The sequence below is a fragment of the Pantoea ananatis LMG 2665 genome (assembly GCF_000710035.2).
Taxonomy (GTDB): domain Bacteria; phylum Pseudomonadota; class Gammaproteobacteria; order Enterobacterales; family Enterobacteriaceae; genus Pantoea; species Pantoea ananatis.
Genome location: NZ_JMJJ01000004.1, coordinates 936,607 through 957,414, shown reverse-complemented (window position 1 = coordinate 957,414; position 20,808 = coordinate 936,607). Strand labels below are relative to the sequence as shown.

General features: G+C 53.7%; 24 protein-coding genes. 14 read left to right on the top strand and 10 right to left on the bottom strand.

Annotated elements, in window-relative coordinates; translation table 11 throughout:
• Positions 1 to 22: 22 nt before the first annotated feature.
• Positions 23 to 298, bottom strand: coding sequence for a hypothetical protein (locus EL29_RS06330; protein WP_014605943.1), 276 nt, complete (start codon positions 296 to 298; stop codon positions 23 to 25).
• 721 nt (positions 299 to 1,019) lie between these two features.
• On the opposite strand from EL29_RS06330, the gene EL29_RS06325 reads away from it, so the two are divergent.
• Entirely contained in the window at positions 1,020 to 2,231 is a 1,212-nt protein-coding gene (locus tag EL29_RS06325) for a diguanylate phosphodiesterase (RefSeq protein ID WP_013025625.1), read from the top strand.
• A gap of 229 nt (positions 2,232 to 2,460) precedes the next feature.
• Positions 2,461 to 2,694: a DUF4060 family protein gene (locus EL29_RS06320; protein ID WP_006119000.1), complete on the top strand. Its 234-nt coding sequence runs from the start codon at positions 2,461 to 2,463 to the stop codon at positions 2,692 to 2,694.
• A 32-nt stretch (positions 2,695 to 2,726) separates the two neighbouring features.
• Here the strand turns inward: EL29_RS06320 and anmK are convergent, their stop codons facing one another.
• On the bottom strand, positions 2,727 to 3,863 hold the full coding sequence (gene anmK, locus EL29_RS06315) for an anhydro-N-acetylmuramic acid kinase (protein WP_028715081.1): 1,137 nt from the start codon (positions 3,861 to 3,863) through the stop codon (positions 2,727 to 2,729).
• 284 nt (positions 3,864 to 4,147) lie between these two features.
• Between anmK and EL29_RS06310 the strand changes: the two genes are divergently transcribed.
• Positions 4,148 to 4,615 (top strand): outer membrane lipoprotein, encoded by a 468-nt coding sequence (locus EL29_RS06310; protein ID WP_029571416.1) that lies wholly within the window; start codon positions 4,148 to 4,150, stop codon positions 4,613 to 4,615.
• A gap of 44 nt (positions 4,616 to 4,659) precedes the next feature.
• On the opposite strand, the gene slyA is transcribed toward EL29_RS06310, so the two are convergent.
• Positions 4,660 to 5,097, bottom strand: coding sequence for a transcriptional regulator SlyA (gene slyA, locus EL29_RS06305; RefSeq protein WP_013025622.1), 438 nt, complete (start codon positions 5,095 to 5,097; stop codon positions 4,660 to 4,662).
• A gap of 141 nt (positions 5,098 to 5,238) precedes the next feature.
• Here slyA and EL29_RS06300 point away from each other — a divergent pair, with 141 nt between their 5' ends.
• Genes EL29_RS06300 through EL29_RS06290 form a run of 3 tightly spaced genes read left to right on the top strand, consistent with a single transcriptional unit; the run spans position 5,239 to position 8,341 of the window.
• A complete protein-coding gene (locus tag EL29_RS06300; protein WP_013025621.1) occupies positions 5,239 to 5,481 on the top strand; it encodes a DUF1656 domain-containing protein in 243 nt (80 codons plus the stop codon).
• 5 nt (positions 5,482 to 5,486) lie between these two features.
• Positions 5,487 to 6,344, top strand: coding sequence for an HlyD family secretion protein (locus EL29_RS06295; protein WP_197665913.1), 858 nt, complete (start codon positions 5,487 to 5,489; stop codon positions 6,342 to 6,344).
• Positions 6,341 to 8,341 (top strand): FUSC family protein, encoded by a 2,001-nt coding sequence (locus EL29_RS06290; protein ID WP_028715080.1) that lies wholly within the window; start codon positions 6,341 to 6,343, stop codon positions 8,339 to 8,341. Before EL29_RS06295 ends, EL29_RS06290 begins: the two co-directional genes overlap by 4 nt.
• Here the strand turns inward: EL29_RS06290 and EL29_RS06285 are convergent, their stop codons facing one another.
• From EL29_RS06285 to EL29_RS06270, 4 genes are all read right to left on the bottom strand, one after another.
• Positions 8,342 to 8,809: a hypothetical protein gene (locus tag EL29_RS06285; RefSeq protein WP_014593614.1), complete on the bottom strand. Its 468-nt coding sequence runs from the start codon at positions 8,807 to 8,809 to the stop codon at positions 8,342 to 8,344.
• Positions 8,810 to 8,945: 136 nt separating this feature from the next.
• Complete coding sequence (gene sodC, locus EL29_RS06280) at positions 8,946 to 9,464, bottom strand: superoxide dismutase family protein (RefSeq protein ID WP_014605947.1); 519 nt, start codon at positions 9,462 to 9,464, stop codon at positions 8,946 to 8,948.
• Positions 9,465 to 9,545: 81 nt separating this feature from the next.
• Entirely contained in the window at positions 9,546 to 10,442 is an 897-nt protein-coding gene (locus EL29_RS06275) for an aldo/keto reductase (RefSeq protein WP_028715079.1), read from the bottom strand.
• Positions 10,443 to 10,510: 68 nt separating this feature from the next.
• Positions 10,511 to 10,750, bottom strand: a complete 240-nt coding sequence (locus tag EL29_RS06270) for a DUF1289 domain-containing protein (RefSeq protein WP_071785158.1) — start codon at positions 10,748 to 10,750, stop codon at positions 10,511 to 10,513.
• A gap of 175 nt (positions 10,751 to 10,925) precedes the next feature.
• Between EL29_RS06270 and EL29_RS06265 the strand changes: the two genes are divergently transcribed.
• From EL29_RS06265 to rnt, 4 genes are all read left to right on the top strand, one after another.
• Positions 10,926 to 11,528, top strand: a complete 603-nt coding sequence (locus EL29_RS06265; protein WP_022622467.1) for a TetR/AcrR family transcriptional regulator — start codon at positions 10,926 to 10,928, stop codon at positions 11,526 to 11,528.
• A 46-nt stretch (positions 11,529 to 11,574) separates the two neighbouring features.
• Entirely contained in the window at positions 11,575 to 12,672 is a 1,098-nt protein-coding gene (locus tag EL29_RS06260; RefSeq protein WP_014605951.1) for an alkene reductase, read from the top strand.
• 110 nt (positions 12,673 to 12,782) lie between these two features.
• Positions 12,783 to 13,190, top strand: coding sequence for a lactoylglutathione lyase (gene gloA / locus EL29_RS06255; protein WP_013025612.1), 408 nt, complete (start codon positions 12,783 to 12,785; stop codon positions 13,188 to 13,190).
• Positions 13,191 to 13,309: 119 nt separating this feature from the next.
• On the top strand, positions 13,310 to 13,981 hold the full coding sequence (gene rnt / locus EL29_RS06250) for a ribonuclease T (RefSeq protein WP_013025611.1): 672 nt from the start codon (positions 13,310 to 13,312) through the stop codon (positions 13,979 to 13,981).
• 45 nt (positions 13,982 to 14,026) lie between these two features.
• Here rnt and EL29_RS06245 read toward each other — a convergent pair whose 3' ends face one another.
• Positions 14,027 to 14,362 (bottom strand): Grx4 family monothiol glutaredoxin, encoded by a 336-nt coding sequence (locus EL29_RS06245; RefSeq protein WP_170934913.1) that lies wholly within the window; start codon positions 14,360 to 14,362, stop codon positions 14,027 to 14,029.
• A gap of 364 nt (positions 14,363 to 14,726) precedes the next feature.
• On the opposite strand from EL29_RS06245, the gene EL29_RS06240 reads away from it, so the two are divergent.
• Positions 14,727 to 15,548, top strand: a complete 822-nt coding sequence (locus EL29_RS06240; protein ID WP_014593610.1) for a C40 family peptidase — start codon at positions 14,727 to 14,729, stop codon at positions 15,546 to 15,548.
• A gap of 64 nt (positions 15,549 to 15,612) precedes the next feature.
• Here EL29_RS06240 and cydH read toward each other — a convergent pair whose 3' ends face one another.
• Positions 15,613 to 15,702, bottom strand: coding sequence for a cytochrome bd-I oxidase subunit CydH (gene cydH / locus EL29_RS06235; protein WP_019105306.1), 90 nt, complete (start codon positions 15,700 to 15,702; stop codon positions 15,613 to 15,615).
• Positions 15,703 to 15,982: 280 nt separating this feature from the next.
• On the opposite strand from cydH, the gene purR reads away from it, so the two are divergent.
• Positions 15,983 to 17,008, top strand: a complete 1,026-nt coding sequence (gene purR, locus EL29_RS06230) for an HTH-type transcriptional repressor PurR (RefSeq protein WP_014605954.1) — start codon at positions 15,983 to 15,985, stop codon at positions 17,006 to 17,008.
• Here the strand turns inward: purR and punR are convergent.
• Positions 17,005 to 17,910: a DNA-binding transcriptional activator PunR gene (gene punR, locus EL29_RS06225; protein WP_014593608.1), complete on the bottom strand. Its 906-nt coding sequence runs from the start codon at positions 17,908 to 17,910 to the stop codon at positions 17,005 to 17,007. The genes purR and punR overlap by 4 nt on opposite strands.
• A 108-nt stretch (positions 17,911 to 18,018) precedes the next feature.
• On the opposite strand from punR, the gene punC reads away from it, so the two are divergent.
• Both punC and cfa read left to right on the top strand, forming a co-directional pair.
• Positions 18,019 to 19,221 (top strand): purine nucleoside transporter PunC, encoded by a 1,203-nt coding sequence (punC, locus tag EL29_RS06220; RefSeq protein ID WP_013025605.1) that lies wholly within the window; start codon positions 18,019 to 18,021, stop codon positions 19,219 to 19,221.
• Positions 19,222 to 19,507: 286 nt separating this feature from the next.
• Positions 19,508 to 20,656, top strand: coding sequence for a cyclopropane fatty acyl phospholipid synthase (gene cfa, locus EL29_RS06215; protein ID WP_024471835.1), 1,149 nt, complete (start codon positions 19,508 to 19,510; stop codon positions 20,654 to 20,656).
• Positions 20,657 to 20,808: the final 152 nt, after the last annotated feature.

Here is a 20,808-nt window from a genome sequence, read left to right as displayed (position 1 = left end):
TCGGCGCTGACGTCCGTAATATTCAGGAAGACTTAGGTGTATGTCGCGTCGGCATGGCCCGATTGCGCGATGCCAGACTCCGCCCGGCAGTGGGACAGACGAAAGGGCTAAGGCAGGCGGTGCAGAGAATCGCATCCGGATGATGGATTTTCGCGACCGTTAAGGCCTGTTGCCGGGTGTAGAGTGAACCGATAAATTCACTTCCACGGCTGTTATCCAGCTGGCTACAACCTTCTTTATGAATTATCCATCCGCCTCGGGTAAAAGGACATACGTAATAGTAGCTTGATTTAAGCATAGGACTGCCCCTGCTGGTCGCTGTGTCAATCAGGACGATAAAAAGAGTGATGTAAGGTTTTATTTAATAATGTAGCGTTGTTAACCCTAGCTGAGAATTATCCCTAAAACCACAGGGATAATGACAAAACAGGGGTTTTGAGATTTATTCGCAGCGGGGTCACTGACTTACGTTAGCATCTTATCAGACTCTGGCTGCTGAAAAAGGCGCCAGGTGCAAGATCAGATTTGATACTTTAATCATTGTGTTTACCTCTCTTCTTCGACATTTTGGTTAAAAAAACATGCCAAATCAGGCTACTGCTGTTTTCTTTTCAAGGGCAGCAGTCAGGGAACCAGGATAATTTGATTACCCCAGGTAACCTGAGAATAATACTCATCGGTGTCATTTATTAACGGACCATAACCTGCAAAAAAGATACGTCTATTCAATACCTAACCACTGAAGTGCTGATATAATAGAAACAATGCGTAACACGCTGGTAATGAACAGAATAATAAAAAACCTGTTTGCCCCCGCCATGGTCTGTTATCCACCCCATGGATCGATCGTGTTAAACCTTCTGTGACAACGGAACATCACAGGTAAGCGCCCCCTGTGCCGTGCTGGAGAAATGCACGGCAAGGACACATTTTGCGATGGTAGTACAGCAGGATTAGGCTCCGCCTGATAAGCGATCTGGCAATGTGTGCGGTAAAAAAACAAGAATCTGGAAGACTTTATGTTGTCTACAATTATCTATCGCAGTCACATCGCTGACCATGTTCCGCTTAAGATGCTGGAGGGATTAGTCACCAAGGCTAACAAAATTAATGAATCATCCAGCGTCACCGGTATTTTATTGTTTAATGGCACCCACTTTTTTCAGCTCCTTGAAGGTCCTGAACGTGATGTGCTGGCGGTTTACGAACGTATTTGCCGCGATACCAGCCATCATAATATTGTGGAATTAATGCGCGATTATGCCCCTGCGCGACGTTTCGGCAACGTGGGCATGGAGCTGTTTGACCTGCGGCAATACGATAAAACCACGGTGCTTAATGCGGTGCTGGAAAAAGGCACCACCAAATACCAGCTGACCTATGAAGATCGGGCGCTTAAATTCTTGCGTACCTTTGTTGAAGCGCGCGAGAAAGAAAATTATTTTGAAATTCCCTCAGCAGACAGCTGGGATTTTATTCAGGATGAGGCCGAAACCCGCGAAGGTGATGTTGCCATGCTGAATCAGGAAGGCGTAAATTTTGCTTTTCAGGCCATTATTGATCCCTTTGCACGCAAAATTGTTTCCCTTGAAGCGCTGCTTCGCGGCAATCAGGGTGAAACGCAACAGCACTATTTTTCCCGCCTTGATCCGGATGATATCTACCGCAACGATTTGCACTCTAAACACACGGCCTTTGCACAGGCAAAGGCGCTCGGCCTGGATGATATGGTGCTGTCGATCAATCTGCTGCCGATGTCGCTGGTGCTTGTTCCCGACGCGGTCGACTTTCTGCTGACGGAAATTCATGCCCACCAGCTGGTGCCGGAGCAAATTGTCGTTGAGTTTACCGAGAATGAGATCATCTCTCGTCCTGACGAATTTGCCGCCGCGCTGAAACAGCTCAAAGCCGCCGGTATCAGCGTCGCGCTCGATGATTTTGGCGCGGGTTATGCCGGGTTATCACTGCTTACCCAGATCCAGCCCGATAAAATTAAAATCGACCGCAGTATTATTAGTAACGTGCACAAGAGTGGCCCGAAGCAGGCTATCGTCCACGCGATTTTAAAATGTTGTTCATCGCTGGAAATTACCGTGATTGCAGAAGGGATTGAACAGCCCGAAGAGTGGATGTGGCTGGAAGCCGCCGGCATTTCACAGTTTCAGGGATTCCTGTTTTCCTGGCCGAAATTAAATGGCGTATCTTCCGTTTCCTGGCCCGAGCTTAAATAAACCCTGGCTCCCGCAACACAATAAATTTTCATTCTCTCTTGCCGGACATAAAACGTGCTGCTAAATATTAGTAGCACGTTTCAGATTGTGTCATTGCGCTGCAATATTAGACGTGCACGCTGTTTTTTAAATTATCGATGATGTTAAGCAGTCAGATGTTCAGTGTTAAAGACCGACGCAACGCGCCCTGTTAAGGCGTGCCCCACAGGTATAGCATTTGAGGGACTGAATGAAGCAAATCATCCGCGGTGATAAAGAACCCGTCCATATCGTTGCCGCCTCGCGCGCGCTGGAAGCCCATATGTCTCGTTATGGTGAGGGAAATAAATACCATCCGGTTATCTATTCAATTGCCTATCGCAGCAAATACTACCAGGTTGAAGTCATTACCCGGCGTGAAACCATCGTGGCAACCGTCATCACGGGCGTGCGCAAGTTAACGCATCTGCCTGGCGTGGCCTGATTCGTTTTACGCTGTTCTAAAAGGGGACAGATTCAGTCCCCTTTCCCCTGTCGCATGAACAACGGATTGGCGGGATAAATGGCGCCAATCACGCTTTTTTCGCGTGCGCCGGTGACCGCAGGCAAATTTCCGGGCAGGCCGGACAGGGTGCGAAACGCCAGCCAGGCAAACGCCAGCGCTTCCATATCATCCCCGTTGATACCGATCGTGTCGGTTGTCGTCACTTCGGTACCCGCAAGATGCGAAGCCAGTCGCGCCATCAGTAACGGATTGCGGCTTCCCCCACCACAGGCCAGTAAACGATCGCATCCGTCATTGAGTTTCACCTGTTGCGCGATGCTGACGGCGGTAAATTCATTAAGCGTAGCCTGAACGTCCTGTGCGGCGATGCCAGGAAAATGACGCAGATGTTGTTCAAGCCAGCCCAGGTTAAACAGCTCCCGCCCGGTGCTTTTAGGCGGCGGCAACGCGAGCCAGGGCTCGCGCAGCAACGTATCAAGCAGGGCATGACTGACTTTGCCACTCAGCGCCCACTGGGCATCTTTATCGTAAGCTTTGCCCTGATTACGCCATATCCAGGCATCAAGCAGCATATTGCCAGGCCCGGTATCAAACCCGCGAACAGGCTGCCCCGGAATAAGTAAAGAGAGATTCGCAATCCCGCCTATGTTCAGCACCATGCGACGTTCGGTGGCATCCATCATCAAGGCCTGATGGAAGGCCGGCACCAGCGGTGCGCCCTGCCCGCCCAGCGCCATATCACGCCGCCTGAAATCCCCCACGACCGTAATGCCGGTCGCGGCAACTATCTGATTGTGATCGCCAATTTGCAGCGTATTCGGCGCTGCGCTCTGCGGCTCATGCCATACGGTTTGCCCGTGACAGCCGATCGCCGTGATATCGCCAACTTCAAGGGATTCACGGCGCATCAGGGTCAATACCGCCTCAGCAAACAGCTGCCCCAGCCGCGTATCAAGCTGCCCTAACTGCGACAGCGTCAGGGCCTGTCCCTGGCAAATGGCCAGAATAGCCTGACGCAAATCCGGTGGCATGGGATGACAGTAGCTGGCCTGCTGAGCCACCATATTTTCGTCAATGGCCGCCAGAACCACATCCACACCATCAAGACTGGTGCCCGACATCACGCCGATGTAGCGTCCTGATTTCATAGCCGTTCCTTTTCATTAAGGTGAAAATGGTGTTACGCGCGTTAAGCCTGACAAAAAATTGCGGTTAAATCCATGATTAATTTGTTTTTAATCAATAAATTGCCTGTGAGTTAACGCCTTAGAAATTTTTTTCTCATCGATTGAATCATTGTTAAAATTTAACGGTCTATGCTGGCGTCAGCCATGTTTTATACCGGCAAAGGTCAATTCTCCAGTTTTCTGTCTTATACTGTTTACAGGATTTCGCGAGAGATAGGCGCATTCTTGAATAAAGGAGTTTTCAAATGATTAAGCGTGTAATTGTGGTCGCTTTGACTGGAGTGATGCTTGCAGGTTGTAGCAATACCGATACGTTGTCGGGCGATACCTACAGCGCCAGTGAAGCCAAACAGGTCCAGAGCGTTTCATACGGTACCTTAGTGTCCGTACGTCCGGTTAAAATTCAGGGCGGCGATGACAGCAATATCATTGGCGCTATCGGTGGTGCCGTACTGGGTGGATTCCTGGGCAACACGATTGGCGGCGGTGCGGGACGCAGCCTGGCAGCAGCCGGCGGGGCCGTACTGGGTGGCGTTGCGGGCCAGGGCGTGCAAGGTGCGATGAACAAAACAGACGGTGTTGAACTGGAAATCCGCAAGGATGACGGCAACACCATTATGGTGGTGCAGAAACAGGCCGCCAGCCGTTACTCTGTAGGACAGCGCGTAGCGATGGCGACCGATGGCAGCCAGGTCACCGTTTCTCCACGCTAATACAGTCACCCACCGACGCCGGTGACGGGCACTGTGCGTCGGTATTACTTTTCTTTGTTCTGTAGTTCGAGAATATTCTTCTCAAGGCGCGCAATCAGCGACACCATCTGATTGATCTCATCGCGGCTGATACCGGTGAGAATATCGTCACGGGTAATGTCAATCACGTGTTCGACCTGCTGAATAACCGGCTCGGCCTGTTGTGTGAGCTTAATGCGTTTGGCTCGGCGGTCATGTGCGCAGGTGGTTCGGGTAATCAGCCCTTTTTCTTCAAGCTGATCTAAGGTTCTGACCAGCGAAGGTTGTTCGATACCGATGGCTTTGGCTAACTGAATTTGTGACTGCTCAGGCGGTAACTGATGGATATTGTGCAGCGTAACCCAATGCGTTTGGGTTAAATCGAGTGGCTTCAGGCGTTGATCGATCAGAGCCCGCCAGATGCGCACCAGTCTGGACAGGTCCGTTCCGAGTGGGGTATCCATGTTATCTCCTTATAATTAGTCGGCTAGCTATCAGGCTGCATTGTATAGTATTTTGCAAGCCGGAAGTTAAATTACTAATCACTAAGTAGACAGTTTCGGCTGAAAATATTTCACTAACCTGTTCCAGAGTGCATCCCCATAATGGATATCATCAGCAACGGATTTCTCAGTGTTCACCCACTTACGGAACTGATTTTCGGTGCGTCACTTTACTTTCCTCCCCTGTTTAAAGCGGTGCTGGCCGGTTTTTTTCTCTGGCTGCTGATTCACCCACTGCTGCGCGGCTGGCTCGCCTCTGGCGACGTCTGGCATCCCACACTGTTTGATCTTTCCTTATTTGTGCTGTGCGTGACGGCCTCACTCTGGCTGATGGATCACGGATGAAAACGATGAAATTTTCCGGATTAAAGTACTTTTCAACGCTGATTGTTTTTACCCTTGCGCTGCTCAGTGCCTGGTGGGCCTGGAATTACTACATGCAGTCGCCCTGGACACGAGATGGAAAAGTGCGTGCCGAGTTAGTGGATATCACGCCGCAGATTTCAGGACGCATTGTGGCATTGAAGGTGACAGATAATCAGTTTGTTCACAAAGGCGAAACGTTGTTGACGCTGGACCCCGTCCCCTGGCAAATCGATCTGAATAAAGCCGATGCGCAGCTTAGCCAGGCAAAAGCCGATCTCGCTAAAGCGCAAAACGAGTTCAGCAGGCGAAGCCGGCTGCCGCGCAATACCATTTCAGGTGAAGATCTGGATGTTGCCCGTCTGAACGCCGATGCCGCACTGGCCAGCGTGAAGGCGGCACAGGCACAGCGTGATCAGGCGCAATGGAACTTGCAGCAAACCACCCTCACCGCCCCCACGGACGGTTGGGTGAGTAATTTAACCCTGCGCCCTGGCAACTACGCCAGCGCCGGTACGCCGCTTTTTGCCCTGGTCGACAGCCACTCTTACTACGTCGTCGGCTACTTTGAAGAAACCAAGCTGCGCCACATTCATCCTGGCGCCGCTGCCAACGTGGTGCTTTACAGCAGCGGCGCGCAGTTGACCGGTCAGGTAGAAAGCATCGGGCGGGCTATCTACGATCAAAGCCTGGAGGCGGATAACGGTTTACTGCCGGATATTAAACCGAACGTGCCCTGGGTTCGTCTGGCGCAACGTGTCCCTGTCCGTATCCGCCTCACATCGCTTCCCGATCGCGCGCTGTTGATCGCCGGTACAACCTGCACGATTACGATAGCACCATGAATCTCAACGGGCTGGCCTGGGGAAACCTTCCCTGGGTAAAGGCGGATCGCAATCAATGGCGCTATGCGTTACGCAATGCAGGCGCGATGTGCCTTGCGCTGAGCATTGCCTATGGTTTGAACCTGGACGAGCCTTACTGGGCCATGACCTCAGCAGCAGTGGTAAGTTTTCCTACCCTTGGCGGCGTGATCAGTAAAAGCCTGGGCCGCATCGTGGGCAGCCTGTTGGGGGCGGCCGCTGCGCTGTTGATTGCCGGCCATACGTTAAACGAGCCTTGGCTGTTCACCCTGTATATTGCCGGCTGGCTGGCGCTGTGCACCTGGGTGGCAAACCACTATCAAAACAATGTGGCCTATGGTTTTTCGCTGGCGGGTTATACCGCAGCCATTATTGCCTTCAGCTGTGTCAACCTGACGGACATCACCAGCCTGTGGGAGATTGCTCAGGCGCGGGTATGTGAAGTGATTTCCGGGCTGCTGTGCGCGGGCTTTATGATGATGCTCTTACCCAGCACCTCTGACGGCGATGCACTCATCCACGCGCTAAAACAGATGCACGCCCGCCTGCTGGAACATGCCACGCGCCTGCTGCAGGACACCCGTAATGACGAGATACGCAGCGCCCATGAAACGGTGATTGGTCAGATCCTGACCATGAACTTATTACGCATCCAGGCCTTCTGGAGCCATTATCGCTTTCGCCGCCAGAATAACGTGCTGAATTACATCCTGCATCAGCAGCTGAGACTGACCAGCGTGCTGTCCAGTCTTCGTCGTATGCTGCTGAACTGGCCCGATGCACCTGAGGCGCTGTTTGAGGTACTGAAGGCTATCATGCAGGAACTGGCCAAACCCGACTGCAATAAGTATCGGCTCGCGGCGTTGTTGCGCACGATTACGCCTGCCAGCGAAGGGGATTATCGACAGCGGGCGTTCTGTCAGCGGCTGCGCTACTTCTGCTGGATGTACCTCAACGTATTGCGCTGGATACGACTGCTGGAGCACGCCGAGGCGGATACCCGCTTTCAACCACCGGCCGTATCGGCGCTGGCCAGTGAGAGCGATAGCGCAGAGGCAGGCTGGAGTGCACTGCGCACTTTTACTGTCGTGGTCGCGGGTTGCGCATTCTGGATTACGACGCAGTGGTCTTCGGGCGCATCGGCGCTCACCTTCACGGCGATCGCCTGCGTGCTTTACGCCTCGGCTCCCTCACCCACAGGCAGCATTACGTTATTACTGAAAACGCTGTTGTGGCTGTTTGCATTTAGCTTTGTGTTTAAATTCGGGCTGATGGTGCAGTTTAATCAACTATGGCAACTGCTGGCGGTGTTATTTCCGTTGTTGCTGACCCTGCAACTGTTCCGGGTGCAGCAGAAACAGCGGGCCGCCATGTGGGGACAGTTTATTGTTTTTCTGGGATCGTTTCTGGCCGTGACCAATCCACCAGACTGGGACTATCAAACGTTCTTTGACGGCAATATCGCCAAAATTTGCGGCGTACTGCTCGCCTGGCTGGCGTTTCAGCTGCTGCGCCCCAGTTCGGATAGCCGCCGCAGCCGACGCCATATTCAGTCTCTGCGCATGGCTTTTCTCGATCAGCTTCGCCCCCGGCCCCATTTGAGTCAAAACCGCTTCGAGTCGCTGATCTATCACAAGATCGGCCAGCTCAGCAGCAGTCGGGATGAAAAAGCGCGCGTCTGGCTACTGCGCTGGGGCGTGGTTTTGCTCAACTGCTCACACCTCGTCTGGCAGCTGCGCGACTGGCCCACCGAATCCGCAGTTCTGAATCAGTATCGCGAGCGTGCGATGCAGGATCTGCAACATGTGATGAGCCTTCGCGGTGTTCAGCACCGGCAACTTGATGCGGCACTGGATGCGCTACAGACGATGACAGATGAAACGATCAGGGAAAATACCCGGGAAGCCGAAACGCTTGCCGGATTGTTGTGGCGCTTACGTTGTTCGCTGGAACAGCTGAAACAGGCCATTCCCGACTGACTACTGACAGTACTGCTGATGCTGGCGGTTAAAATCATCCTGCAGTTGCTGTACCGTTTTTTGTCCTTCGAATCGCGTCTTATCCGCCTCAGAAACCGGCTCAATAACCAGCGCTTTTTCATCCGGGGAGAAAATAAAGCGCCGGGAAATGAAGGTGCCAGTGAAGCTTTTCCCCGTGATGCCGCCGCAAATCATCACCGTATTGTGGTGATAGATCGTGGTATCTGTGAAATTGGTTTCCGTGGCGCTACGCAGAACATTTTGGCAATGCGATGCTTCAAGTTTTTGCACCACGTCCCGACTCAGCCGCTCACGGCCTTTCGCGATATGTTCACACCGAATCCGTGCAGGATTGGTATCAATGGTACGCTGAAGCTCTCGCCCGGTTTCGGTTACCAACTGCGTATCATTGGGTTTATCACAGCCTGCCAGCAGCAGGCACAGTAACCATGCGCCCTTCCATTTCATTTACCCTGCTCCTCAGGTTGTCAGGCTTTATGACGGGAATCAGTATCATAGGGGGGAATGAAGGCATGATGCTACAACAAATCTTCAACGTACGAAAAGCCATGCTGGCGGCAACCGATGCCGCCAGACTATCTGATCAGATTACGCCGCAGGCAAAGCGTGCCCCGCCGCCGCCGAGCGGTTTCGGGTGATCCGCGTGATTATCGCCGCCCACGTGAACCATCAGTGCCTTGCCTTTTATCTCACTCAGGTTTTTGATCCGGGGTGCCAGCACGGGATAGCTGGCCTTGCCCTGGTCATCCACGTAGAGCGCTGGCAGGTCCCCTAAGTGACCTTCACCGTAGGGTCCGAGATGTTTACCGGTATTATCCGGGTCCAGATGACCACCCGCCGCGCCCGCGGCCACCGTTTTCCCCTCTGATTCACCTGGTTCACAGCTGCCTTTTGCATGGACATGGAAGCCGTGGATGCCCGGTTTTAGCCCCGCCAGCATGGGCGTAAACTGCAAACCATATTGCGTTTCTTCGATCTTCACCGTGCCAACAGATTTGCCGATACCCTGCGGCGACACCTCATGAATCGTCACCTCTTCACTGGCGGCCTGGGCTGCGCCGCAGGTTAACAGCGTCAACAACGCGATAGTTTTCACTTTCATTGTGGCTCCTTAGTGCTCTGGGTTCAGCTTAAGCCTGGCCTCAGTGCGCAAAGATTGCCGCAAATTGACGAATGTTTACGCTCAGGGTACGTCGTAGCCCAGCGCTGCTTTACGAATACGGAACCACTGTTGGCGACTGAGCGACAGATCCACGGCCCCCGCCGCCTCGGTGACGCGCTGGATTTTGCCGGAGCCGATGATAGGTAACGGCTTGCTCGGCAAGCGCATCACCCACGCGTAGACGACCTGTTCCAGACTGGATGCGCCTGTCTCCTCTCGGACCCGCGCCAGCTCGTCGCGCAACGGCTGGAAATGGGGATCGCTGAACAGACGTCCGCCCCCGAGACAGGACCATGCCATAGGGCGCAGGCGTTGCTGCTGGCAGTGATCCAGCGAACCATCCAGCAGCACGTTTTGCTGAACGGGAGAGATTTCAAGTTGATTAGTGACCAGGCTAAAAGGCAGACGCGACTGCAACAGGGCAAACTGCGCAGGTGTAAAATTGGACACGCCGAAATGAAGCACTTTACCGGCCTGATGCAGTTGAAGAAACGCCTCGGCAACGTCATCGGCGTCCATAAGGGGATCGGGCCGATGAATCAACAGGAGGTCGAGATAATCGGTGTGAAAAGCCTGCAGCGAACGCTCTGCGCTGGCAAGAATGTGTGCGGTATCGGTGATGTAATGGCCAATCTGATGTTCGGGTTTGGCGCGCGTCGCAATGCCGCATTTCGTGACAATCTGAAGCCGCTGGCGCAGCGAGGGTGCCTGTTTTAATGCTTCACCAAACGCCGCCTCGCAACGGTAATCACCATAAATATCGGCATGATCGACCGTGGAAATCCCCAGTGAAAGATGGTGTTCAATAAAGGCGACCCGTTGCTGTGGAGTCATGTCCCACTCCATCAGGCGCCAGTAGCCCATAATCAGCGGGGAAAAGTGAGGGCCCTGTGGCGCAATAGCTTGCGGTTGTAACATCGTGTTCTCCCTTTGACACAAAAGCGGCTGGTTGTCTGTCAGGGAGTATAACGGAAATCGTGCGGGGGTCAGAACAAGGTCGGTTGCTGGGGTTCCTGAGGCTCATCCTTATGCTGCTGACGCAGCATACGCAGGCGGCGCTGATGGCAAAGGCGCAGCACGTCACGTTTCTGGCTGTCGGTATAGCGCATCCAGTTAAAACGCTCGTCGCGGCTGCGCAGGCAACCGAGACAATAGCCACGTGAATCTGTCTGACAAATACTCCGGCATGGACTGGGAACCGGAAAAAACTCAAGCTGCTCTGCCACAACTGCCCCCGCTAAAACGTGCATCCCTCTATTGAAGACAGACTGGTGCGATTGTGCAAGAAATAATCACAACAAGGACGATTTATTCACTTTCAATACGTGATGATTTAACACTCTGTGCCTGTCCCGCGATTAAAATTTGCATTAGACCGATTGGTCTACCAGGATAAAGCCCATGAACAAGATGCCACAACGTCATGAAACACGTGAACACCTGCTGATAACGGGCGAGAAGCTTTGCCTGCAGCGCGGATTTACCGCCATGGGGCTGAGTCAGCTGCTGACACAGGCGGCCATTCCGAAAGGGTCGTTTTATTACTATTTCCCGTCAAAAGAAGCGTTTGGCGTTGCCCTGCTTGAGCGCTACTTTGTCCGCTACCTGCATGAGGTAGAGCAACAGTTGTCTCAGCCAGCGGGCACGGTGAGAGAACGATTGTTAGACCATTTCAGACATGCGCTTGCGGTGTTTGAACAACAGGGGCACATCGTCGGTTGTCTGAGTGTGAAACTGTCGGCTGAAGTTTGCGACCTGTCTGAACCCATGCGCGGTGCCCTGCAGCACGGTGCCAGTCATGTTATCGCGGCTTATAGCCGCGCCTTAACGACGGCACAGCAGGAAGAAGGACTGATATTGCCGCATCCGCCTGAACAGCTGGCAGAGCTACTCTATGTCTTGTGGCTCGGTGCCAGTTTGCAAAGCAAGCTTTCCCGTAAGGCACAGCCCCTGCGGCTGGCGTTTATTACCATCGAACAGTGGCTGAAAGCGCCACTGGTTTAAAAAAACCACAATTTGTAGACGACCGGTCTACTTAAAAGGAGTTGTTATGGCGAGTACTCAGCTGTTTCGTCCGCTAAAAGTTGGCGCAATTACCGTGCCTAATCGTGTCTTTATGGCCCCGCTGACGCGCTTGCGTAGCATTGAGCCAGGCGATATCCCGACGCCGTTGATGGCCGAATACTATCGTCAGCGCGCGGGGGCGGGCCTGATTATTACCGAAGCTACCCAGATTTCTTTCCAGGCCAAAGGTTATGCGGGTGCGCCGGGTTTACACACCCAGCCGCAAATCGCCGCGTGGAAAAATATTAACGAAGGTATCCACCAGGCAGGCGGACACAGTGCCGTACAGCTGTGGCACACCGGCCGTATTTCACATAACAGCGTCCAGCCGGAAGGTAAAGCGCCGGTTGCGCCTTCGGCGATTCCTGCAGGCACACGCACTTCCCTGCGTGCCGAAGACGGCAGCGTGTATCGCGAAGATACCTCAGTGCCGCGCGAACTGAGCATCAGTGAAATTCAGCAAATCGTTGCCGATTTTGGTCAGGCCGCTGCCAATGCGCGGGAAGCAGACTTCGACATGCTGGAACTGCACTCCGCTCACGGCTATCTGATGCACCAGTTCCTGTCACCGTCCTCGAATCAGCGTACCGATGAGTACGGCGGCAGCGTTGAGAAACGCGGACGTTTTGCGCTTGAAGTGGTCGATGCCGCGATTGCCAACTGGTCAGCGGATCGTGTTGGTATCCGTGTCTCTCCTGTCGGCAGCTTCCAGAACCTGGATAATGGCCCGAACGAAGAAGAAGATGCACTGTGGTACATCGCTGAACTGGCGAAACGCAAGATTGCCTATCTGCATATGTCAGAACCTGACTGGGCAGGCGGTACACCTTACAGCGACGCCTTCCGTCAGAAAGTCCGTGATACCTTCCCGGGCGTAATTATTGGCGCTGGCGCTTACACCGTTGAGAAAGCGGATGATCTTATCAGCCGCGGCTTGATCGATGCCGTTGCCTTTGGTCGGGATTACATCGCTAACCCGGATCTGGCCCAGCGTTTACAACAAGATGCACCACTGAATCCACAGCGTCCCGAATCCTTCTACGGTGGCGGCGCTGAAGGCTATACTGACTATCCTGCACTGTAAAACGCAGGCAGCCGTGAGTCTTTCACGGCTGCGGTTATTCTTTGGCGATTATCGTCGCTATACTGAGTGTTTGTGTCATCCGGGGATGACGTTTTTCAAAAGAGGAAGCTATGCGTTTACTTCATACCATGCTGCGCGTTGGCGATTTGCAACGCTCCATTGATTTTTACACTCGCGTGCTGGGCATGCGCCTGCTTCGCCAAAGCGAAAACGCTGAATATAAATATACCCTGGCGTTTGTGGGCTACACCGAAGAGAGCGAAGGTGCCGTTATTGAGCTGACCTACAACTGGGGCGTTGACAGCTACGATCTCGGTAACGCTTATGGTCACATCGCGTTGGGCGTTGATGATGTTGCCGCAACCTGCGAGCGCATCCGTAACGACGGCGGTAACGTGACGCGTGAAGCCGGCCCGGTCAAAGGTGGCACCACGATCATTGCCTTTGTTGAAGATCCAGACGGTTATAAAATCGAACTGATCGAAAATAAACATGCCGGACACGGCCTCGGCAGCTAAGCCGTCAACATCAGCCCGCGCAACGCGGGCTGATTCTCGCTTCCCTTACCTGTACCTGCTGCAGACGGGGCGCTTTTTTGGCATACTACGCGCTGCCCTTTTTCTGCAATGAGATCCTGATGTCTGAATCGTCTTCCCCCAACGCACTCAATCAACGCTTTCGTGGTTTCTATCCCGTGGTTATCGATGTGGAAACGGCGGGCTTCAATGCGCAAACCGATGCGCTGCTGGAAGTCGCGGCCATTACGCTGAAAATGGATGACGAGGGTTGGCTTCATCACGACCAGACACTGCATTTTCATGTTGAACCTTTTGTCGGCGCTCTGCTGCATCCGGAAGCCCTTGCCTTTACCGGCATCGATCCCAGCAATCCGTTACGGGGCGCGGTGAGCGAATACGAAGCCTTGCATGCCATTTTTAAACTGGTGCGCAAAGGCATTAAAGATACCGGGTGCAATCGAGCGATCATGGTGGCGCATAATGCGACCTTCGATCTTAATTTTATGAATGCCGCCGCCGAACGCGCCAGCCTGAAACGGAATCCGTTTCATCCTTTTGCCACTTTCGACACGGCCGCCCTGAGCGGGTTAGTGCTGGGTCAGACGGTACTGGCCAAAGCCTGCAAAGCGGCAGGGATGGAATTTGACAGCAGTCAGGCGCACTCTGCGCTGTATGACACGCAGCAAACGGCCACGCTGTTCTGCGAACTGGTCAATCGCTGGAAACGTCTGGGAGGCTGGCCGCTGGCTCTAGCGGAAGAGGCAACAGAATATCAGGGCGCGGCGGAGTAAACGCCCGTTAAACGAAGAAAAGGCCGACGATGTCGGCCTTTTTTATTATTCCGCTTCTTTAAACTTCTCTGCGGTTTCTTTGACCAGCGGTTGTAATTCGCCACGCTGGAACATCTCAACAATAATGTCGCAGCCGCCAACCAGTTCGCCATCGACCCACAGCTGAGGGAAGGTTGGCCAGTTAGCATACTTTGGCAGCTCTGCGCGAATATCCGGGTTCTGCAGAATATCCACGTAAGCGAAGCGCTCACCACAGGCAGACAGCGCCTGAACCGCCTGGGCAGAGAAACCGCAGCTTGGCAGTTTCGGCGAACCTTTCATGTACAGCAGGATCGGGTTTTCTGCGATCTGGCGCTGAATTTTTTCTACAGTACTCATTATTGCCTTCCTTAATTCGTCACTTCGTGTTTCTTTATTGTAGCGACTTCCCTTCAGGACTGAAAATGAGATTTTCTTCCCGTTAGGGCAAACCGCCATGTTTGTTAAGTCCGCTTGCGCGCTATCCACCCGCTCATCGGGACCCAAAAGGTGAATGCATTAATAATTTGCAATAATTTTGCTGAGTTAACCTGCTGAAATTACTTATTTATGCCTGCTTTTTACCCAAGTTATTAATTAATAAAAAAAGGACTTACTGTTTTAAAAAAAACTGGACTAGAATGTCTTCGGCGCTGATCGTTGATCAGATTTTTCTTAACCTTGTCAGATATCTGTTGAACCTGACAGCTTAACCAGTAAACGGACTATGCGTTCAATTATTACGCTTCTTATTCTGGCTTTTGCGCAACTGTTCTTTAACGTCGCCTCTGCATCACCGCAGGCGCCGGTTAAGGCCAGCTTGCATAAGGTAGAGAAAAAAAGTGCGCGCGAAGATGAGCGGCGCAAGCGACGCACGGTTAAAGCTTCGGCGAAAAAAAGCCGTTCCTCCGCAGAGCAGAAATCCAGCAAAACGCTTAAAACCAGTAAAAATCCCTCTCACGCGGTTGCCTCTCACAAAACCCTGACCAAAGCGACTGATTCACACAAGAAGCTCACAAAAAAAGTGGCGGCCAATGCCACCAGCAAGAAACGCTATGGTCATCAACGCGCGGTGAAGGTGGCGAAAGCGGACAGCAAGGATACCGGCACCATCAAAATGAGCAACGCACACCGTCAGCGCTATCAAAAAGCACGTGAAACGGCGATGGCGAAACTGATGGGACAGCTGGGCAAGCGCTACCAGTGGGGCGGAAAATCGCCGCATACCGGTTTCGACTGCAGCGGCCTGGTGTGGTACGCCTACAAAGATGTGGTGAAATTTAAAATTCCGCGTACTGCAAATGAAATGTATCACCTGCGGGATGCCGCGCCGGTGAATCGGGAAGCGCTGGAGAAAGGCGATCTGGTGTTTTTCCGCATCAACGGACGTGGCACGGCCGACCACGTGGGTGTTTACCTGGGTAACGGTAAATTTATTCAGTCACCGCGTACCGGAAAGGACATTCAAATCAGTGCGTTAAGCGAAGATTACTGGCAGCGCCACTATATTGGTGCGCGTCGCGTCATGACGCCAAAAACCGTTCGCTAAACGTCACTCCTCCGTCATACCGACGGAACGCAGCCGGGACAGGGAAACCTTCCCGGCTTTTTTATTAGTTCAGAATGGCGGTAAAGCTGAACGCAATAATCATCAACAGTGCAGCCGCCGTGGTCATCAATGACAGTTTCAGATCGGTACTCATCACAACTCCTTAGGCACAATTTTAGTAGGGGTTAAGCATTTTCCCACACGCGTGGGTAAAAATCTCGTTTTATCCGTGCAGCCTTGTTAGAATCCCCTCTTTGTTGCGCAACAGCGCGCAACATCGGTTGCGTCAGCACCCTTTTCAACCGTTATTTCCTGCCCCGATGCCCCATAACCGGTCAGAAAAACGATTTTTTTGCAGAAATAACCGTCCGCTGACGCAAACGTTTAACAACATGCTTATCAACAGGTTAGATAAGCCCGGGAGTTCGATTTTCATGGCAACAATTAAAGATGTGGCGAAACGTGCAGGCGTCTCTACCACAACCGTTTCTCACGTCATCAATAAGACGCGCTTTGTCGCAGAAGATACCCGCGAAGCGGTCTGGGAAGCGATTCGGGAATTACATTATTCACCCAGCGCCGTAGCACGCAGCCTGAAGGTGAATCACACCAAAACGCTGGGCCTTTTGGCCACCTCCAGCGAGGCGCCCTATTTCGCTGAAATTATTGAAGCCGTGGAGAATCACTGCTTTGATAAAGGCTACACCCTGATTTTAGGCAACGCGCATAACGACCTGCAAAAACAGCGTGCCTACCTCTCGATGATGGCGCAGAAGCGCGTCGATGGGCTGCTGGTCATGTGTTCTGAGTACCCGGATGATTTGCTGCAAATGCTGGAAGCCAACCGCAATATTCCCATGGTGGTCATGGACTGGGGCGAATCCCGTGCCGATTTTACTGACACGGTGCTGGATAATGCGTTTCAGGGCGGTTATCTGGCCGGCCGCTACCTCATCGAACGCGGGCATCGCGATATTGGCGCCATTCCAGGGCAAATGGAACGTAACACCGGTGGTGGCCGTCATGCCGGTTTCCTCAAGGCGCTGGAAGAAGCCGGTATTCAGCCGCGTTCAGAGTGGATTGTGCAGGGCGATTTCGAGCCTGAATCCGGGTATCAGGCTATGCAGCAAATTCTGTCGCAGAAGCAGCGCCCAAGCGCGGTGTTCTGCGGTGGCGATATTATGGCCATGGGCGCTATCTGTGCCGCCGATGAAATGGGCCTGCGCGTCCCGCAGGATATTTCGGTGATTGGCTACGATAATGTGCGCAACGCACGCTATTTCACGCCTGCACTCACTACCGTGCACCAGCCAAAAGCGCAACTGGGGGAGAAGGCTCTGGAGATGCTGCTGGACCGCATTACCAGCAAGCGTGAAGAGTCGCAAACCATCGAAGTGCATCCGACACTGATTGAGCGACGCTCTGTAGGCTACGGTCCCTATCGCGACTACCGTCGCTAATCCTCGCTCAACCACTCCTGATTGAGCGTTTGCGCATCACCCAGGTAATTGAGCAACCAGCCCAATGCCGGTGATGCGCGATCTTCCGCCCAACTGACGCAGCAGGGACTTTCTGGAAAAGGCTGGGGCAAGTTAAGTTCGGTCACTTCGCCGCTGTCCAGTAGCGGGCGGGCTAAGTGCCCCGGCACCATTGCGACGCACAGCCCGGACCGGACGCAGTCCAGCCCGGTCTGCCATTCAGGCACCACCAGTCGGCGTTGATTATCCAGAGCCCAGGTCATACGGCGCGGTAACGCACGCGAGGTGTCTTCCAGCACCAGCGAAGGCCAGTTGCGCAACGCCTCATCATCCAGCCGGGCGACCTGGGTTAACGGATGTTCCCGCGCGACGATGCAGCGCCAGTTCAGGGTTCCCATATCGCGGAAAGCAAACCGCCCGCCCACCGGAATCGCCTGAGTCGCGCCTATTGCGACCTCGACTCTTCCGTCAGCCAGCGCATCCCATACGCCGTTAAACACTTCATAACTGATGTGGAGCTCCATATCCGGAAAGTGGCGGTAGAAATCCCTGACGAACTGACGGGTTCGGTGCGGTTTCACAATGCAGTCCACCGCAATCGCGATTTGCCCTCGCCAGCCGTTGGCCAGTTGCTGGCACTGACGGCGCGTGGCATCCATTTTTTTGATGACGCTGCGGCCTTCTCGCACAAAATGTTCGCCCGCAGGTGTCAAAACAACCTCCCGGTGCTGCCGTTCAAACAGCGGTACCGCCAGCCAGGTTTCAAGCTGGCGAACGGTATAGCTGATGGCAGAAGGCACACGGTGCAACTCCTGGGCCGCAGCACTGAAACTGCCGCCACGCGCGACCGCATCAACCACTTCAAGCGCATATTCAGACCACATATCTTGCCTTTAAATTTTTTAACAGCAACAGGCAAATTTTACCGTTTCACAGTATGAAGTACAGCTTTTACACTGCCCCGCGTTTATCCTGCAAAAAATGAGAATCAGATGTCAGCTTCTAAAGGATTCATTCCCTATCTTGCCGTGCTAAGTATGCTGGGCTTTCTGGCCACCGATATGTACCTGCCCGCCTTCGGGGCCATGCAGCAAAGTTTTAACACCTCCGCCGGGATGATCAGCGCCAGTATGAGCCTGTTCCTGGCGGGTTTTGCCTGTGGTCAGCTGGTATGGGGACCGCTGTCAGATCGTATTGGCCGCAAACCGGTATTGCTGGCAGGACTGAGCCTGTTTGCGCTGGGTTGTGCGGGGATGCTGTGGGTGGACGACGTGGTACTGATGCTGGTGCTGCGCTTCATTCAGGCCATCGGCGTGTGCGCGGCTGCCGTGAGCTGGCAGGCCCTGGTGGTCGATCGCTATCCTCAGTCGCGCGCGAATAAAGTCTTTGCCACTATTATGCCGCTGGTCGCGCTGTCTCCTGCGCTGGCCCCGCTGCTGGGAGCCTGGCTGATTAGCCATTTTCACTGGCGCTCAATTTTTGTCGTTCTGACCGCGATTGCCGCAGCCCTGATCTTGATTACGCTGCGCCTGCCATCGGTACAAACAGCCCGCCGCCCGGCCCCGTCACAGCCCGGTTTTATGACGCTGCTGCGTTCACGCGTCTACAGCGGTAACGTCCTGATGTATTCTGCCTGCTCGGCCAGCTTTTTTGCCTGGTTGACCGGATCACCGTTTATTCTGGCAGCGATTGGCCTGTCGCCTGCTGATATCGGCTTAAGCTATATTCCGCAGACCATTGCTTTCTTAGTCGGCGGTTTTGGCTGCCGTGCGCTCCTTAACCGTTTCAAAGGGGCGCAGTTGCTGCCATGGCTGCTCATCGTCTATAGCCTTAGCGTACTGGCCCTGTTTGCCGTCGCCCTGTCAGGCTCGGTTTCACTCACCGCTTTGCTGGTGCCGTTTTGCGGCATGGCGCTGGCGAACGGGGCGATTTATCCCATCGTCGTATCCAGTGCACTTCTGCCCTTCCCCCATGCGACCGGCAGAGCCGCCGCCCTGCAGAACACGCTGCAGCTGGGCCTGTGCTTTGTCGCCAGCCTGGCCGTCTCGGCGGGCCTGACCCAGGCGCTGTTCACCACAACGCTCATCATGGCGGTGACGATTGTACTGGCGCTGGCAGGCTATCAGATGCAGCGCCGCACCGGCGCACAAACTGATATTGCCTCAACGGCACATCCCTGCCAGGATAATAACTGAGGCAACGACTTTTGTCGTCTGAGTGATCAACACGTGACGGGCCCGCCAGCGCCTCCTGTGCCGGGCCCTGATTCGCCGTACCATCATAATAACAATGTTTGACGCAGCCTCATCGCTGTGAAGGTGTCTTTGTGGGCAAATGCACTCTGCTGGCCCCTGCATTGCACCCTTTCTCTGTACGCTTAAGGTTGTCTGGCGCAAGGCGTCATCTGTGACTTTTCTCATAATCCTGAGAAACGGCTCCTGCTCTTTCTCAGGTTCTGACAGTTCTGGTGATGGAGTGGCTATGAGTTCAACATGTGTAGCAGAAGTGAATATCGAACGAAACCATTGGTACCGTATCGTTCATGAGTTATTGCAAAAAGCAGACATCGAAATCAACGGTTCCCGCCCATGGGACATTCAGGTTAAACATCCCGATTTTTTTAAACGCGTCCTGCAAAAGGGCTCCCTGGGGCTGGGCGAAAGTTATATGGACGGCTGGTGGGAGTGCGAAAGGCTGGATATGTTTTTTCATCGGGCGTTGAAACATAAGCTTGATGAGCAGCTTCCTCATCACGTGCAGGATATCGTGCGCATTGCGCTGGCCCGCCTGGTTAACCTGCAGTCGAAAAAACGGGCCTGGCAAGTCGGCAAAGCGCACTATGATCTGGGTAATGACCTTTTTACCCTGATGCTCGATCCTTACATGCAATACTCCTGTGGCTACTGGAAAGACGCCACTACGCTTGAGGCGGCACAGGAAGCCAAACTGGACATGATCTGTCGCAAGCTGCAACTGAAACCCGGTATGACCTTGCTGGATATTGGCTGTGGCTGGGGCGGTCTGGCGGCTTATGCAGCAAGAAACTATGGCGTCAGCGTACAAGGCGTGACGATCTCTGCAGAACAACAAAAGCTGGCGCAGCAACGCTGCGAAGGGCTGGATGTCACTATCCTGCTTCAGGATTATCGCGATCTGAATCAGCAGTTTGACCGCATCGTCTCGGTGGGGATGTTCGAACACGTGGGGCCGAAAAACTACCCAACCTACTTTGCCACGGTCAATCGCAACCTCAAGCCAGACGGAATTTTTCTGCTGCATACCATTGGCGCGCTCAAAACGGATATGCACGTCGATCCGTGGATCGGCAAGTATATTTTCCCGAATGGCTGCCTGCCTTCTTTACGCCATATTGCCGACGTCAGCGAACCGCATTTCATTATGGAAGACTGGCACAATTTCGGCGCTGACTACGACACCACGCTGATGGCCTGGCATGAGCGTTTCCAGCGAGCCTGGCCTGACCTGGCCGGACGTTACGAAGAACGTTTCCGACGCATGTTCTCCTACTACCTGAACGCCTGCGCCGGTGCGTTTCGCGCCCGTGAGATTCAGCTCTGGCAGGTTGTCTTCAGCCGTGGCGTTGAGGGGGGATTGCGGGTGGCGCGATGATTGCGCCCGTTTATGCGCCGTGGCAAGGTCAATACTGTCCGGACCGAACGCGGACGGCAGCCGGTAAGCCCGGTTGCCGCGTTATCTGCCTGCCCCCACCTTCGCAGACGGGAAAATGGCGATCTTAAACCGCAGTCCAGGGCAGCAGCACA